Genomic DNA, 15605 nt, shown 5'->3' on the forward strand with positions numbered 1-15605 from the left:
CGACAATGTCATGAAACCAGTTAAACAGCCATATTAAGCAGTTCTGCAAGCTTTTCAGCTATTCGACTTTCTTCTGCCAAAGGCGGAACGGGGACCAATCGCGCTAGAAGGGTGTTGCGCTCAATTCCAGGAATAACTCCTTTAGCGTGTGATTTGATATCTTCGACCATGGCATTCAGAAACAGCGTTATATAGGGAAGCATGCCGTATTCATTTGGCGTAATTGACATAATTTGACGCGCAATGTGCGCGGCATCAAATTGATTGATGGCCATTTCACCGACTGTTCCTTTACATGTAAACAACAATTCCCCCTTTCTTGAAATGCGCGACGGTTCAACGGTCCAGCGGTTTTCAATTAGTTTGCCATCAGCAAAATTGGAAGCCCCGGTTAGATATGGGATTCCTTCGTGTCGGTCGTTGTACTGAGAAGAATTGAGGTCTGTTCCTGACAATAGAACGATGACGCTCTCGAGCCTCGCCCATCCCCAACCCTCGGGTATCTCGAACGGGATCTCGTCGTCGATGCAGACGGGCTCGGACTCGCGGCCCCTGGCGTCCACCCTCTTCTCATAGCGGCGGCCATCGGAACCGGCGAAGATGATCGACTCGCCGCCCTTCGGGGCCTTCATCTTCCCCTCGGCCACGAGCTGCCGGCGCTGCCCGCGGATGCGCTCGAGCAGGACGGCGGCGGGCTCGTCAGTCGAGTCCTGCGGCACCAGCCCGCCCTGCACCGCCAGCTGCAGCACCGACTTCCGCAGGCGGCCGGGCAGCGCGGCGTCGAGCTCCTCGCGGGCGTCCTCGAGCCCGCCGTACTCCTCGACCAGGGGCGTGAGCTCGCCGACGCGCTCGACGATGCGGCGCTGCTCGGCGAGGGGCGGGAGGGGAATCAGCGTTGATTCGAATGTCCCTTTTGTAACGTGTTGAAGGCCTGCGCTGCCATGGGCAAGACCAATGAGCGATAGAACGCTTCGGTTAATAGACAGTTTTAGATAATTGATATCAAGGTTTTGTTCCGAAAACTTGACATTGAAGATATGTTGGTTAAGCAGAGCCTTGCCGCCGCTCCAAACGTGAGCACCAAAGGACGTTCCGGGTGTGCCCGACCAAGCAAAAAGAAGTTCACCGCCATAGAGCAAGAACTTGCTGTCGCAATCCCCGTCATATCGATTATAGGGTGAATTGGGATCGTTAAGATTTTGGATTCTCACTATAGGGAGTCCGGTTGACGTCCAGTCGCTTGGTTTAAAAGCTTTGCCATTCACCAATTCTGTAATGGTGCCAATTCTTGCCCAGGCCCATCCCTCAGGTAACTCCTCAAACGGTATCTCATCCGCAATGCATTTATCGCTCAACACGCGGCCCTTGGCGTCCACCCTCTTCTCATAGGGGGAGCCATCGGAACCGATATAGATAATGCTCTCCCCGCCCTTCGGGAATTTGGCCTTACCTTCAGCAATAAGCTTATGCTTTTCTTCACGAATACGTTCGAGAAGGGCGCTGGCAGGCTCGTCGTTCGGATCCTGCGTTACAAGCTTGCCCTTAATTGCCATTTGAAGGATTGAGTTCTTCAGGTCTTTTGCCTTCATCTACGCCTCAATCCCAAGAATCTCGCAAATACGAGCAAGCTTCTGGTCAATCTCGGCATCGAGCTTAGCACGCTCCTCTTTGTAGTTCCTGATCAGTTCGTCAGGCGGTAAGATCTCCTCCTCCTCGTGAGGATAGCCGCATACGTCAAAGTTAAAGCCGCCGTCTCGCAGCTCGTCAACCGTATAGAACTTGGCCTTGGGATTGCCGTCTTCCTCGATATCTCGACGGTTCTCCCACCATTCCTTTACAGGTGCAAAATGTTCAATCCTAATGGGCTTAGTCTTAGAGAAGTGCTTATACCCCTCGGGCATGTCCATGCGATAGAACCAAACGCCCTCAGAGGCCCCCGTATTATCGAAGAACAGAACGTTAGTAGTGATGGGCGTGTACGGAGCGAAGACACTCTGTGGAAGGCGCAAAACAGTATGCAGGTTCATGTCCTCAAGCAGGCGACGCTTGATCTCCGTCTTTGCACCATCCTGGCCAAAGAGAAAACCATCCGGAATGATAACAGCAGCGCGGCCGCCTCGCTTAAGACGATAAAGAATGAGTCCAAGGAATAGATCTGCGGTCTCAGAGCTACGGAGTGCAACAGGAAAGTTGTTTTGCACCGATGCGCTCTCGGACCCGCCATAGGGCGGGTTCATAAGTACAACGTCAAACTGGCCGTCAGGCTTGTGCTTCCACTCGCGAGCGTCCTTCTCGAGAGAGTTATCGTGAAAAACTTCAGGATTATCGATATCGTGCAGCAGCATGTTGGTCACGCACAGCAGGTAAGGAAGCTGCTTCTTCTCGACACCGTAGACCGATCTTGCATAGAGTTCACGATCGGCTGGAGTCTGAACCTGGGAGTCGAGAATCTTGAGGGCGCTCGTCAAAAAGCCACCCGTGCCACACGCGAAGTCAGCCACAGTCTCGCCGAGCTTGGGAGCAAGCGCCTGGGCCATAAAGTCAGTCACCGCTCGGGGTGTGTAAAACTCGCCGGCATTACCTGCGGACTGCAGGTCTTTCAGGATGGTCTCGTAAATTTCACCGAAGGCGTGGCGCTCTTTGTACTCGGTAAAGTCAACCGACCCGTCAATCTCGTTGATGACTTGACGAAGCAGAATCCCATCCTTCATGTAGTTGTTGGCGTCAGTAAAAGCAGCCTTGACGACGACGTGTCGCAAAGGCGCGTCAGGTGCAAGTTCAAGACTCTCAAGAGTCTTGAATAGATCATTGTTTACAAAGTCGAGAAGCTCATCGCCAGTAAGCGCTTTACCGTCCTTCGCGTCATGCGCCCAGCTGTGCCAGCGCAGGCGCTCGGGGATGATGGACCGATAGGAGTCATCGTGAAACTCCCACTCCTGTTCCTTGGCATCGTAAATCTTAAGGAAGAAAAGCCAGGTCATCTGCTCGATGCGCTGCGCATCGCCATTGATGCCGGCGTCTTTACGCATGATGTTCTGCAGGGTCTTTACAAGAGATCCCAGTGCCATTTGCTATCGTTACCTTTCTCTATGCGATGTAAAGCTCGTCCTCGAGCATCTGCGCTGCCTGAATGTACTGCTGTTTGCCGCCGAATGCGGCGACGATCTTCATTGGGCTGCCAAACCGACGGAATTCCTCGAGATCGAGGACGTGGGTGTCGTCCAAGTCTACGAGGTTCGACGTCGCATATTTGTCGAGAAGCGCTTCAAGGACCTCGCGCGCGACGCCGGCATACTCATAAATCACGCCCTTTTTCTTGACGCTATTGGCTCTCTCGCTGCGCGTAAGAGGTCTCTGGTCGTAAGCAATATGGCAAATGAGGTCAAAGTCGCTCATTTGCTCCTGCCCAGTCTCGAGCCGCAGCTCATCCAGGAATACGCCACGTGCGCGCAGCTCATCGATAATCGCTTGCTTCTTATGTTCAGAGTTCCACGCCGCTAGGAAGTGGTCAAGAGTGTCGTATTCGCCAAGAATGTTCTTCCGCGTATAGTCCTTAAGGCTCTCAGTTACAAGAAGGCCATCGGAAGAGTAGTACTGCACCATCTCCGACACTACATAGACGTCGGCCCCATGAACGTGATATTTCACATGGGAGGATGGACCGTCCGGCGGCAATACGGGTGGGTCTACGATCGGAGACGGAGGCGGAACGGGGCTGCCGCCATTTCCGCCGGGACCCGGATCCGCAATGGGATCACCCGGATTAGGCTCAAACACAACAACAGGTTCGCCATCAAACTCGGGATCTGCAAACAAACGCGATGCGTCACGAAAATCGAGGATGGTGAAATAGAGTTTGTCGTAGTCCTCACAGATACGGGTTCCGCGGCCGATAATCTGCTTGAACTCCGTCATTCCATGCTCACCGAACTTGTTGTCGAGCGCAACTACCTTACACGTCTTGCAATTAACGCCAGTGGTGAGAAGCTTCGAAGTCGTAACGATGGTCGGGTATTTCTCGTCGGGGTCGATGAAGTTATCTAGCTGAGCCTTACCTTCCCTGTCGTCACCCGTAATCTTCATGATGTAGGTGGGGTGATCTCTTACGATATCGGCGTTCTCGTTTACAAGGGCACGTCGCATATTTTCGGCATGCTCGATGTCAACGCAAAAGACTATGGTCTTGGAGTATCGGTCTGTCTCCTTGAGAAATTGAGTTATTCGCTTGGCAACTTCCTCGCAGCGCTCCTTGATGACAATCTCGCTGTCGAAGTCTTGCTTCTCGAAAACACGTTTGGGCAGAGCTTCGCCGCGATCATCTACGGTGCCTTCCTCAGTACGATATCCGTAAACGTCGACGTTCAGCTTAGGGCGAATAACCTTATACGGAGCAAGAAAGCCGTCCTCGATTCCCTGTTTAAGGGAGTAGGTGTAGACAGGCTCGCCGAAGTAGGTAATGTTTGAAACCTCTTCAGTCTCCTTTGGCGTGGCCGTCATTCCGATTTGAATTGCGCAATTGAAATACTCGAGCACCTTACGCCATGCGGAGTCCGCCGCGGCGCTTCCGCGATGGCACTCGTCGACGATAATCAAATCGAAGAATTCCGAGTCGAACTCGCGGAATATTTCCTCACCGTTTTCTCCAACAAGCTGCTGGTAGAGCGAGAAATAGACCTCGTAAGCAGAATCGAGCTTTCGACCTACGACCTTGGTTGTAACCCTCTTGAGAGGCTTGAAATCACCGTCTATGGTCTGATCGACGAGAATATTGCGGTCCGCCAGATAGAGAACCTTACGAACCTCGGTAGTCTGCCGCAAGCGATGAACGATTTGAAAAGCCGTAAAAGTCTTTCCCGTTCCCGTTGCCATAACGAGCAAGATGCGATTCTTGCCTCGCGCAATAGCTTCAAGCGTGCGGTTGATGGCGATGCACTGATAGTAGCGAGGATGATTGCCGCCGTACTCCTGGTAATACGGAGCGGTCACAATCTCCTGGCTATATGGATGCTCAAGCCCCTTAGCTTTTGAGTATCGTGTCCAGAGTTCCGTCGGGGTAGGAAACTCGTCCATGGCGAGAGCGCGCTCTTTCCCGGTAAAAAAATCGTGCTCAACAAAACCCTTTCCGTTTGAGCTATACGCAAACGGAATATCGAGCAGCTGGGCGTATCCCATCCCCTGTTGGAGACCGGCATCAACGGTGTGCTCCGTATCCTTGGCTTCGACAATTGCGATTGGGATACCGGGAGCGTACATAAGAAGGTAGTCCGCCTTCTTCTTGTCTTTGCGGGAGACCATGCCTCCGCGCACGACGATCTCGCCACTGGTAAAGAAATACTCAGTGAAGACTTGGGTGTTGCGATCCCACGACTTCATAATCGCAGGATCGATGAGCTTAAGCCGTGTATCAGACTCGTTCATACGTCTCGGAACTCCTCATTGCGCAAGGCGGCAACTGTTGGTGTTGAACTGATTAATTTTATCATCACCATATAATCTAGCAGCTGCTTTATACGAAATGAGACGGAGTAAAGTCGGCCCCGTGAGAAAGCTCCGAAGAAAGCAAAATGAGCCCCGATGACTTGTATCAGAGATCATTCCCGGGGCCATTGACTTATTGCTTATCCACATACGGCAGATTTGTCACATGAGCGTTCGCAGGAAAGCCCTTAAGGTCGATGTGCCTCGACCGTCAATCGGCCTCGTGCTACCGCTAATCCATCCCGTCCCAGCAGGTCACGCAACGGTGAGATAATGCCCGCGACTATTAACGTAAGCAAGGAGCACGCTATGGCAGACAACGAGATCAAATCCTCGACGGACGGCGATCGAGAGGAACTCGTGGCAAAACAGCTCGCATCCACCAAAATCCACCTCGCGCTCACTCAGGAGCGGGCGGACGTCTCCGGCGCCATCAAGCTCCCGCTCGAACGAGTCCCCCAGCTCGGCATAGCGCTCGCCTCACTTCCCTCGACATTCCGCACCGTCACCAATACGGTGAGTGTGCCTATGCTGCTCCGGCCAACCGACAAGTTTGGCAATCCGCTTGACCCATCGATACTCCAATCGTTCAAGGACGGCAGCGGCCTCATGGGGTCCTACCGCGATGCGGCCAAGGGTTTCGGGCAGGCGCGCCTCCACGTAGTCGAGGGCGACATCGCCACAAGCGTCACGCAGGTGCCTTACGATCCAACGTCGTTGTTCATGGCAGCCGCAATCGCGCAGATAAACCAAAAGCTCGACTCCATCCAGGAGTCCGTTGACGAAATGTTCGAGTATATGCGCCAGCGTGACAAGGCCAACATGCGCGGCGATCTCAAGACGCTCGCAGATATCCTCAACGGTTACAGCTTCAACTGCGGCGACGCCACCTACATGGCCAACGCCCATATGAAGGTGCTCGACATCGAGCACGCGTCCACGCGTGACATGGAACTCTTCCGCTCGCAGGCGCAGGCGGACCTGAAAAAGAAAGGGTTCATCGAGGTGCGAGACGACGTGAAAAGGCGCCTCGACAAGGTTCTCGACTATCTCAAGGACTACCAGCTCGCCACCTATATCCACGCGTTCTCGCTGTTCCTCGAGCCCATGCTCACCCAGAACTTCAAACCTGCAAAGCTCGCAGACGCTGCCGCAAAAATCGAAGCGGACTCGCTTGCGTACCGCGAGCTCTACACCGAGTGTTACGACGTACTCGAGGCGAGCGCTGCCGACACTATCGACGTGGCACTTCTGGGCGGCATCGCCTCCGCGGGCAAGATGCTCGGTCGCGCCATCGCGGCGACGCCCATCGGCGAGTTCACGCCCATAGACGAGGCGCTTGAGGGTGCAGGAGAGGACATCGGCAGGTTCAACGACGAGCAATCCGAGAAACTCATCGAGAAGCTCCACCAGGCAAAGACGCCCGACGTCGCGCCGTTCAGGCAGAGCATAATGGAGATCGACACCCTCTACAACCGTCCCACGCAGATTGCCGTGGACACCGAGAACGTCTACATCTTACCTGCCAAGCAGCAGGAAGAGTAGCGATACGCGACAGGCACGCGCCATGCAGACAGCTAACGCCCCTACCTCCCCTCCGCCTTCAGCTTCAGCAGCAGGTCGCCCAGCTCGGGGCACTTGCTGGAAAGGCGCGTCTGAGCTCGCTCGCCCATTCCCCACCGCTGACGGACCTCCTGAGCGTGCGGACTCACGTGGTAGTCCCCGTCCATCACCTGCTTGAGCAGCTTGGCGGTCACGCGCGCATCGGCCAGGGCGCTGTGGGCGTGGCCCGTAGACTCGTCGAACTCGATGCCAAACCACGTCGCCACGTCACTCAAAGAGACGCACCCGTGGCTGCCCACGTCCATGATCGAAGTGTAAAACGCCTGCAGGTCGGCCCAGTCCGTAGGAAAGGCGGCGAGGTCGATATGCTTTGCCTGGCACTCGGCCAACAGCTGTCGACGGTCCGTCCCGCTCCAGCAAACCACCTGGGCGGAGTAGCGACCAATCCAATCGCTGAGCCTTTTGATCACCACATAGAGCGGATCGGCCATCGCGGTGTCCACGGCCGATATCCCTGTGAGCTCGCGGACGGGAAACGCAACGCCTTCGGTAAATTCCGTCTGCACAAACTGCGAGAACTCGCCCATAACGTTGCCGTGGTAATCGAGCTTAACGGCGCCGACCTCGATAATCTCGTTGCGCAGTCCACGGCGCTGGCGTTGCTTTGGCACCGGCGCAAACTCAAAGTCCAGCACGATCTGGCGCGCAAAGTTCGTCGTATCGATAGCCGAGATACACGGCGTCTTTTCAGCTGACACGGTTAGGGCCTTTCTCCGTTGCCTGCCGCTTGCTACATAGGCGGCTACATTGCCGTAAGGGTAGGCGCTCGTGCGGACATGAAAGCGCCCAGCGCGGCCACCCGGCACCCTTGCGTAAAGCCGCGTTTTGAGATGGTCAGATCGCTGTTATTATCGAACATATATTCGTATTTATGGCTGCAGTTTGATAGACTGGTTATTGTTGACGGCAGTTCCATGTGCCGGGCAGTGCCCTCCATGCGACGGGAGGTGATGCCCATGACCGATCTGATTGATTTCGTGAAGCTCCTGACCTCTTTGGTCTCGCTCCTCACGGCGCTTATCGGACTTACCGAGGCACTCAAGCAGCGCTCGAAGCACAAAAAGAGGGGTCGACGCCGTTAAGGCATTGACCCCTTGATCAAAGCAACGGCGCTGCCCAGCTCTCCACCACTTGGGCTGCCGTCGACCTTATTCTACCCACGGTTGCCAGGTTTAACAAATGAATTTTCAGTAACGAGGCCTCGGCGCCCGCTCCTGCGTTCGCTCAACTCGTCGCTCTACTCCAGCCACCACTCAACATCCACGGAGCACTCAACCGCAAATGCTAAAGACCACGCGATCGGGCAAAGCCCCGTCACCAACAACACAGGACGGACCCTCAGCTTCCTTTACGTTATAGCTAGCTATATTATACTTTCCGATAATATAGCTAGCTATAACGTAATTCGACAAGCGGCGCACGCAAAAGGGGCGGTACACCACCGCACACGGACCGTTCCGGAAGCTCCTGACCGCTCTGGTCTCGCTCCTCACAGCGCTCATCGGACTTTCCGAGGCACTCAAGCAGCTTCCGAAGCATAAAAAGAGGGGTCGACGCCGTTAAGGCATCGACCCCTTAATCTAAACAACGACACTGCCCAGCTCTTCACCACTTGGGCTGCCGTCAGCCTTATTTTACCCACGGGACAAGCCCTTTGAAGTGCGGCTTGGCGCCGCATGACGTCGGCGGACGAGGCGATACGTCCGCCGACGAATAGCACCGAATTGGTTACTTCTTGCTCTCGGGCAAGACCAGATCCACGGCAGCATCCTTGGCGGCATCGATGTGCTGAGCCACGACCGGCGTCTGCGGAAGGATCAGGTTGAGCACGATGGCCATGATGGCGGTGGGGGTTACGGCATTGGAGCCGATGACGGTGGACACCCAGGTGGGCATGCCCTCGCCGGCAAGGCAACCGCTGGCCATCCAGATACCCAGGCCAAAGACGACGGAGGTACCGACGATGGTGGTGGTGCGCTGCGTGAGGCCCTCGCGGGTGAACATGCGCACGCCGTTCATGGTGATGGTGCCAAAGACGCCGACGGTCGCGCCGCCGATGACGGGCTGCGGGATAGCGGAAAGGACGGCAGAAAGCTGCGGGAACAGGCCGGCGATGGCAAAGACGGACGCGATGATCACAAAGACCCACTTGTTGACGACCTTGTTGGAGCAGATGATGCCCACGTTCTGGCCAAGGGCGCTGGTGGGAAGACCGCCCAGCAGGCCGCCGCCGATGCGGCGGAAGGGAGCGAAGGCCTGAAGGGCCGTGTCGATTGCCGAAAGAATGAGCGCCACCTGAATGATGTCGGTGCTCTTTCTCATTCTCAATAATAATTTTTTGTTATCAGACTATTTTTCAGCTGAGACAACGCATTTCCGCAGGTCAGGAAAGTGTCTGGTCAAAATAACATCTAACTTTTCTTTTGGTCGACCGCTTACCGCCAAAATCCTACCGTTCGTCTGTATTACGCAATGTACCTGCGAATATACGAGTCAATAGACACCGTGTTACCATGAGAAAAAATTGTTATGAAACTTCCGATTTCATCCAAAGGAGTTGCCCGTGAACGAGACTGTACGTCGCTTTTTGCCGATGGTCGATTTCCTGGAGCAGATACTCGGCAAAAACAGCGAAATCGTGCTGCACGATTTCTCGGATCCCGACCACGCCATCGTCGATATCCGCAACGGCATCGTGAGCGGCCGCAAGGTCGGCGGTCCCGCCACCGATCTGGCACTCAAGATCATGCACGATCCCAAGTATCGCGACCTGCCGTTTATTACGGGCTACGAGGGGCGCGGTGCCGGTGGCAAGACGTTGGAATCCGCAACGTACTTTATTCGCGAGGATAACGAGATCGTCGGCATGCTCTGCGTCAACACCGATCTTTCCACGGTACGCTCCATCAACGCCATGGCTCAGCAGCTCATGGCCTGCTTCGACGCCGCGCCGGTCCGCACGGAGCCCTCCCCCATCGAGATCGAAAGCCTTTCGGAGTCCACGCAGGAGCTCATCGACCGCAGCATTTCCGAGTTGCTCGAAAGCCGCGGCCAGGATGTCGCCTCACTTGGGCAGGCCGATCGCGTGGACGTTATTCGCCACCTTAACGGCAACGGCGTATTTATGCTCAAGGGCGCTGTTGCCTGCGCTGCCACCTCGCTGGGCATCTCGGAGCCCAGCGTCTACCGCTACCTGCAAAAAGTTCGCAAGGAGGGCTAACGAGCAAAATGGAGCGCGGGCAGTCTTTTTGGGACGGGGCTATTTTAGCTACCCTCCCTCTGCCCACGATTTCGATGAGCCGCAAGTAAAATCAATCCTGCATATAGGGGTAGCTAAAATGGCCCCGTCCCAAAAAGACTGCCCTTGGTGGCTCCGCAAGCGATCCGTCACGTGATAAAAGAACCCTGCAGCTCACACGCGCTGCAGGGTCTTTTTGCATGTCATGTTTAGTTGTTGCCAACGCCTTAGAGAGCGGCGACGACCTCGATCTCGACCAGACCGCCAGCCGGAAGAGCGGCAACCTGGAAAGCGCTGCGCGCGGGGAACGGGGCCTCAAACTTGGAGGCATAAATCTCGTTCACGGCGGCAAAGTCGGCGATGTCAGCCAGGTAGACCGTGGTCTTGACGACATCGGCAAACGTAGCGCCGGCAGCGGTCAGCAGGGCTTCGACGTTGGCGAGGGACTGCTTGGCCTGGGCCTCGATGCCCTCGGGCAGCTTGCCGGTCGCGGGATCGATGCCCAGCTGGCCGGACAGGAACACCATGTTGCCGGACTGGATACCGGGGGAATACGGGCCGATGGCTGCGGGCGCGTTATCGGAAGACACGACGGTCTTGCTCATGTTTTTCTCCTTACGATCAAATAGAGAGCGTGAGCGCGGCGTTCGCACCGGGAGGCACAGTTCGGTCTGAACACCGCGCTTGATTGGGATAGTAGGGGATGATTTCGCCCGCTGCAAGATAATTATCAGAATGCGAGAATATTTTATCTCCCAACGGTTTCCCCGAACCGCTGAACGGTTCTCCACGGGGTCAGCCAGCCCAGGCTGCTGAAGACTTTGTCCTGCTTAGGCTGCGGGCATCGCCCATCGCGACGGCGCCACTATACTTTTGTGTATCTGAGCATTTTGAAAGGCAGGATATGACCGCAACCGCCAGCCGAACCACCAACCGCAGGCCCGAGCTTCTGGCCCCCGCCGGAGGCCCGGAGCCCTTTGCCGCCGCGCTCGCCGCCGGGGCAGACGCCATCTACTGCGGCATGGGCAGCTTCAACGCCCGCCGCAAGGCCACCAACTTTACCGATGAGGCCTTTGAGCAGGCCTGCCGCGCTGCGCACCTGGCCGGCTCGCGCGTCTACGTCACGGTCAACATCGTCATCAAGCAGTCCGAGATGAGCGATGCGCTGCAGCTCATCCACCGTTGCTCCACGCTGGGCGCCGACGCCTTCATTATCCAGGACTGGGGCCTGTTCTTTGAGGTCAAGCGCACCATGCCCGGCATCGAGACCCATATCTCGACCCAGGCGAACATCCACGATGACCGCGGAACCATCTGGTGCCGCGAGCAGGGCGCCGACCGCGTGACCCTCTCGCGCGAGCTTTCCATCGACGAGATCGCCGCCATCCACGACGCCGCGCCCGACGTTGACCTGGAGGTCTTTAGCCACGGCGCCATCTGCTTTTGCTACTCGGGCCTGTGCCTGCTCTCGAGCTTTGCCATGGCGGGCCGCTCGGCCAACCGCGGCATGTGCGCTCAGCCCTGCCGTCTGCCCTACGAGCTGATCGACGAGAACGGCCACTCGCTCTCCCCTGCCGGTCGCGAGCGCGCGCTATGCCCGCGCGACACCAACACTTCACAGCTTGTTCGCCGCCTGTATGACGCCGGCGCCGCATCGCTCAAGCTCGAGGGCCGTATGAAGGCGCCCGATTACGTGTACTCCATCGTCGATGTGTATCGTCATCAGATCGATGACATGCTGGCCGGGGCCGTCGTAGATAAGGACGAGGACGCCGCTCGCCAGCGCCAACTCAAGCGCTGCTTTAACCGCGACTTTACGCACGCCTATCAGGACGGCACCTCGGGCGACGAGATGATGAGCTACGAGCGCTCCAACAACCGCGGCCAGATTGTGGGCACGGTGCTGGGCAGCCGTCTGGCCAACCGCGACGTGCGCGGGCTCAAACCCGACGACCGTCGTCGCCGCGCCGCCATCGCCCGCATTGAGCTGTTTGAGCCCGTGGGCAAGGGCGACTTGTTGGAGCTTCGTCACGACGATGAGTTCGACCAATTCCTGACCACCATCGCTATCGATGATGCCGCCGCCGGCGACATCATCGAGTGCCGCGTTCCCCGCAGCATGCCCGAGGGCTGCCGCGTGCGTGTGATTCGCAGCCAGCGCGCCATTGACGCTGCCGGCGCTGCGCTCAAGCGCGACGTGCTACGCCGCCGCGCCGTAGACGTGTCCGTCGCGGCGCGCCTAGGCGAGCCGTTTACCGTCACGCTCACCTGCTGCGACGACCCCACGCTCACCGCCACCGCCACCGGCTTTACCGTCGAGGCCGCCAAGACCCGCGCCGTCGAGGCATCCGATCTGGTGGAGCATGTGGGCCGCATGGGCTCCTCGCCCTTTGAGGCCGCGAGCTTTGACGTGGCGCTCGGTGAGGGCTGCGGCATGGGCTTCTCCGCTGTGCACAAGGTTCGCGCCGCCGCTTGCAAGGCGCTCGAGGAGGCCATTCTGGCGCCTTACGAGGAGCGCGCGAAAACGCTCGAGCTGCCGGCGATTGTCACCAGTGATTCCCGCCCCGCGCCCGAGCACTACCGCGATGAGCCGCAGATCTGCGCCACCGTCACCTCGCTCGACGCCGCCGAGGCAGCGCGCGCGGAGGGAGCAACGCGCATCTACATGACCACCGACGCGCTCGATGCGGCCGAGCTCTCCCCCGCCGATGCGTTTGAGCAGGGTATTGTCCCCGTGCTCGATGAGGTCTGCCGCGCCGTCGACCACGCGCGCGTCGACCCGTGGGTTGTTGCCGGTGCCACGGTCGCTATTGGCAACATCTCTGAGCTTGCCCTGGCCGCCCAGGTTGGCGCCACGGCCGAGATTCGCTCTTGCCTGCCCGTGCACAACACGCCTTGCATGGAGGCACTCGCCGAGCGCGGAGCCGGGGCGTTTTGGCTCTCGCCCGAGATCACGCTCGACGAGATTATCTCGCTTGGTACCTCCGCGCCCGCGGCCCTGGGCATCACCGTTTTCGGCCGCCCGCGCGTTATGACGAGCGAGCACTGCATCCTGCAGGTGGCCAATGGCTGCATCCACGACTGCGCCCACTGCCGCTTGCGCGCCCGCAAGCTGTCGCTCAAGAATATCGACGGCAAGGTCATGCCGGTGCGCACCGACATCCACGGCCGCTCGCGCCTGTACGACGCCTACCCCATCGACCTCACACCGCAGGTTCCACAGCTGCTCGACGCCGGCGTGCGCCGTCTCATGGTCGACGGAACCCTGCTCGAGGCCGATGAGATTGGCCGCGCCGTCGCACGCGTCCGTCGCGCCGTCGAGGCCGCGCAGGCCGGCCGTAAGCCCGCCGCCCGCCTGCGCGGCGCCACTTCGGGCTGCATGTTTGTGGGAATTAGCTAACCGAAAGGCTTACACGTGAACGAAGAACCCCAAGTCCTCTATTGCGACGCCTGGCTCATGGCCATCGATAAGCCCGCCGGCTTGATCGTCCACGGCGACGGCACCGGCGAGCGCACGCTTACCGACTATGCCAGCGACCTTTTGCTGGCGATGGGCGACGGCTTTGCCGCGACCGACATGCAGCCGCTCAACCGCTTGGACCGCGACACCACCGGCGTGGTGTTGTTCTCGCTCGACAAGCAGACGCAGCCCGCCTTTGACCAGATGGTGATCGACCACGCCTTCGAAAAGCACTATCTGGCGCTCGCCGAGGGCAAGATCGACTGGAACGAAAAACTCATCGACAAGCCCATCGCCCGCGACCGCCACGATAGCCGCAAGATGCGCGTCGGCGCCAGCGGCAAGCCGTCGCAGACACGCGTCAAGGTGCTCAAGCGCCTTAAGAGCCGTCGAGGCCTGCCCACCCGTTCGTATATCGATGTTGAGCTGCTCACGGGCCGCAAACACCAGATTCGCGTGCACCTGGCAAGCGAGCGCCATCCCCTGGTTGGCGACGGCCTGTACGGAACGCCGCGCCCCTGTGGCCTCATGCTCCACGCCCACAGCGTATCCTTTACCCATCCCGTAACCGGCGAGCGCATCCACATCGAAGCCCCCTGCCCCTGGGAGCCCTAAAACCTGCCAAAAAGGGACAGGTTTATTTTGGCAGGTTTTATCTGGGCAAACGTCAAGCCGCCACCATGGCTCAGCCGCGGCGCCAAAACGTCTCGATCTGTAACAGTTAGAACCCATTTTCCGGTCTATCTGTTACAGATCGAGACATTCAAATCCCCCTCAAGGGAAAATCTCGATCTGTAACAATAACTCGGCAAAATCGGTCCCAGATGTTACAGATTGAGACAAAGGGATGGTGCGGTTCGGAAGTATCTCAATCTGTAACATCTAACCCACTTTTAACGGTCCAGTTGTTACAGACTTAGACAAACCGGCGGACAACGAAAGCGGCAACGCCTGTGATGGACGTTGCCGCTTTTCTATTGAGAAAACTACTCGGTTTTCGTTACGAACCACCACAATGGGGACAGGCACCTTTGTGATGGTTTTGGCCTTGTCCCGTCGCTAGACCGTGATGACGTTGTCCATTGCCCGATACTTGGCGGGCACCTCGCCCGCGGTAATAATCGTTGCGTCGCGAAAATCTGCGAACTTGACGGGCGCCACCATGCCAAATTTACTGGCATCCGAGATTACAAAGCGCTTGGCCGTATGGCGCATCGAGATGCGCTTTACTTGCGCTTCCTCGATATCGGGCGCCGTGAAGCCCTGCTCGGCGGCAATGCCGTTAGAACCCCAAAAGCCACAGTTGAAGTTGTAGCGGTCTAAGGTTGCCAAGGCATCGGGGCCAACGAGTGCTTCGGTCTCGGGCTTGAGCTCGCCGCCCAGCACCACGGTACGCATGCCGCGCAAAGCGAGGTGCTGAGCATGGAGCACGGAATCGGTCACATAGGTGACATCTTCAAGGTGTGGAAGATGCTCGATGAGCTTGAGCGTCGTCGAGCCCGAGTCGATGTATACAAAGCTCTCGGGCTCCACCAGCGCCGCGGCGCGGGCGCAGATACGCTCCTTATCGTCGTTATGGAGGTCGCTGCGCTCATTGAGCGTTAGGTCGCGCGTCACGTGCGCGCGCTCAAGACTCGTCGCTCCGCCGTGGACCTTGGCGATACGGTGTGCTCGATCGAGCGTCTGCAGGTCGCGCCGAATGGTAGACGCCGTTACGCCCAGGGTATCGGCAAGCTCTTGCACAGTAACCGAGCCAGCCTGCTGGACCATCGACACGATCGCGTTGAGCCTATCCTCCGCAAGCAT

At 57.8% G+C, this 15605-nt stretch carries 12 protein-coding genes; 5 read left to right on the forward strand and 7 right to left on the reverse strand.

Annotated elements, in window-relative coordinates; genetic code table 11:
• Positions 1-20 precede the first annotated feature (20 nt).
• The 3 genes from ACQRAJ_RS04840 to hsdR are packed head-to-tail and all read right to left on the reverse strand — an operon-like array spanning position 21 to position 5418.
• Positions 21-1589, reverse strand: coding sequence for a restriction endonuclease subunit S (locus tag ACQRAJ_RS04840; RefSeq protein WP_427747858.1), 1569 nt, complete (start codon positions 1587-1589; stop codon positions 21-23).
• Positions 1590-3068 carry an N-6 DNA methylase gene (locus tag ACQRAJ_RS04845; protein WP_427747859.1) on the reverse strand — a complete coding sequence of 493 codons (1479 nt, stop codon included), beginning with the start codon at positions 3066-3068 and terminating at the stop codon, positions 1590-1592.
• A gap of 19 nt (positions 3069-3087) precedes the next feature.
• Positions 3088-5418, reverse strand: coding sequence for an EcoAI/FtnUII family type I restriction enzme subunit R (hsdR, locus tag ACQRAJ_RS04850; RefSeq protein ID WP_427747860.1), 2331 nt, complete (start codon positions 5416-5418; stop codon positions 3088-3090).
• 369 nt (positions 5419-5787) lie between these two features.
• Between hsdR and ACQRAJ_RS04855 the strand changes: the two genes are divergently transcribed.
• Positions 5788-7023, forward strand: a complete 1236-nt coding sequence (locus ACQRAJ_RS04855; RefSeq protein ID WP_427747861.1) for a hypothetical protein — start codon at positions 5788-5790, stop codon at positions 7021-7023.
• A 41-nt stretch (positions 7024-7064) separates the two neighbouring features.
• Here the strand turns inward: ACQRAJ_RS04855 and ACQRAJ_RS04860 are convergent, their stop codons facing one another.
• Complete coding sequence (locus ACQRAJ_RS04860; RefSeq protein ID WP_427747862.1) at positions 7065-7799, reverse strand: exonuclease domain-containing protein; 735 nt, start codon at positions 7797-7799, stop codon at positions 7065-7067.
• Positions 7800-8057: 258 nt separating this feature from the next.
• Here ACQRAJ_RS04860 and ACQRAJ_RS04865 point away from each other — a divergent pair, with 258 nt between their 5' ends.
• On the forward strand, positions 8058-8183 hold the full coding sequence (locus ACQRAJ_RS04865; protein WP_427747863.1) for a hypothetical protein: 126 nt from the start codon (positions 8058-8060) through the stop codon (positions 8181-8183).
• A gap of 646 nt (positions 8184-8829) precedes the next feature.
• Here ACQRAJ_RS04865 and ACQRAJ_RS04870 read toward each other — a convergent pair.
• Positions 8830-9423, reverse strand: a complete 594-nt coding sequence (locus ACQRAJ_RS04870) for a solute carrier family 23 protein (protein ID WP_229770606.1) — start codon at positions 9421-9423, stop codon at positions 8830-8832.
• Positions 9424-9664: 241 nt separating this feature from the next.
• Between ACQRAJ_RS04870 and ACQRAJ_RS04875 the strand changes: the two genes are divergently transcribed.
• Entirely contained in the window at positions 9665-10321 is a 657-nt protein-coding gene (locus tag ACQRAJ_RS04875) for a helix-turn-helix transcriptional regulator (protein WP_427747864.1), read from the forward strand.
• Positions 10322-10566: 245 nt separating this feature from the next.
• On the opposite strand, the gene ACQRAJ_RS04880 is transcribed toward ACQRAJ_RS04875, so the two are convergent.
• Positions 10567-10944, reverse strand: a complete 378-nt coding sequence (locus tag ACQRAJ_RS04880) for a RidA family protein (RefSeq protein ID WP_154514683.1) — start codon at positions 10942-10944, stop codon at positions 10567-10569.
• A gap of 299 nt (positions 10945-11243) precedes the next feature.
• Between ACQRAJ_RS04880 and ACQRAJ_RS04885 the strand changes: the two genes are divergently transcribed.
• Positions 11244-13739 (forward strand): DUF3656 domain-containing U32 family peptidase, encoded by a 2496-nt coding sequence (locus ACQRAJ_RS04885; protein ID WP_427747865.1) that lies wholly within the window; start codon positions 11244-11246, stop codon positions 13737-13739.
• A gap of 15 nt (positions 13740-13754) precedes the next feature.
• Positions 13755-14414, forward strand: a complete 660-nt coding sequence (locus ACQRAJ_RS04890; protein ID WP_427747866.1) for an RluA family pseudouridine synthase — start codon at positions 13755-13757, stop codon at positions 14412-14414.
• A 444-nt stretch (positions 14415-14858) separates the two neighbouring features.
• Here the strand turns inward: ACQRAJ_RS04890 and ACQRAJ_RS04895 are convergent, their stop codons facing one another.
• Positions 14859-15605, reverse strand: coding sequence for a DeoR/GlpR family DNA-binding transcription regulator (locus ACQRAJ_RS04895; protein WP_427717633.1), 747 nt, complete (start codon positions 15603-15605; stop codon positions 14859-14861).

It is taken from the genome of Collinsella sp. SGI.184 (assembly GCF_050313415.1).
In the GTDB taxonomy this organism is placed as follows: Bacteria; Actinomycetota; Coriobacteriia; order Coriobacteriales; family Coriobacteriaceae; genus Collinsella.

Excerpts from the sequence above, each read along its gene's own strand:
- ACQRAJ_RS04870 (WP_229770606.1), bottom strand. The coding sequence starts at position 9,423 with ATGAGAAAGAGCACCGACATCATTCAGGTGGCGCTCATTCTTTCGGCA.
- ACQRAJ_RS04840 (WP_427747858.1), bottom strand. The coding sequence starts at position 1,589 with ATGAAGGCAAAAGACCTGAAGAACTCAATCCTTCAAATGGCAATTAAG.
- ACQRAJ_RS04855 (WP_427747861.1), top strand. The coding sequence starts at position 5,788 with ATGGCAGACAACGAGATCAAATCCTCGACGGACGGCGATCGAGAGGAA.
- hsdR (WP_427747860.1), bottom strand. The coding sequence starts at position 5,418 with ATGAACGAGTCTGATACACGGCTTAAGCTCATCGATCCTGCGATTATG.
- ACQRAJ_RS04885 (WP_427747865.1), top strand. The coding sequence starts at position 11,244 with ATGACCGCAACCGCCAGCCGAACCACCAACCGCAGGCCCGAGCTTCTG.
- ACQRAJ_RS04880 (WP_154514683.1), bottom strand. The coding sequence starts at position 10,944 with ATGAGCAAGACCGTCGTGTCTTCCGATAACGCGCCCGCAGCCATCGGC.
- ACQRAJ_RS04895 (WP_427717633.1), bottom strand. The coding sequence starts at position 15,605 with ATGCTTGCGGAGGATAGGCTCAACGCGATCGTGTCGATGGTCCAGCAG.
- ACQRAJ_RS04845 (WP_427747859.1), bottom strand. The coding sequence starts at position 3,068 with ATGGCACTGGGATCTCTTGTAAAGACCCTGCAGAACATCATGCGTAAA.
- ACQRAJ_RS04865 (WP_427747863.1), top strand. The coding sequence starts at position 8,058 with ATGACCGATCTGATTGATTTCGTGAAGCTCCTGACCTCTTTGGTCTCG.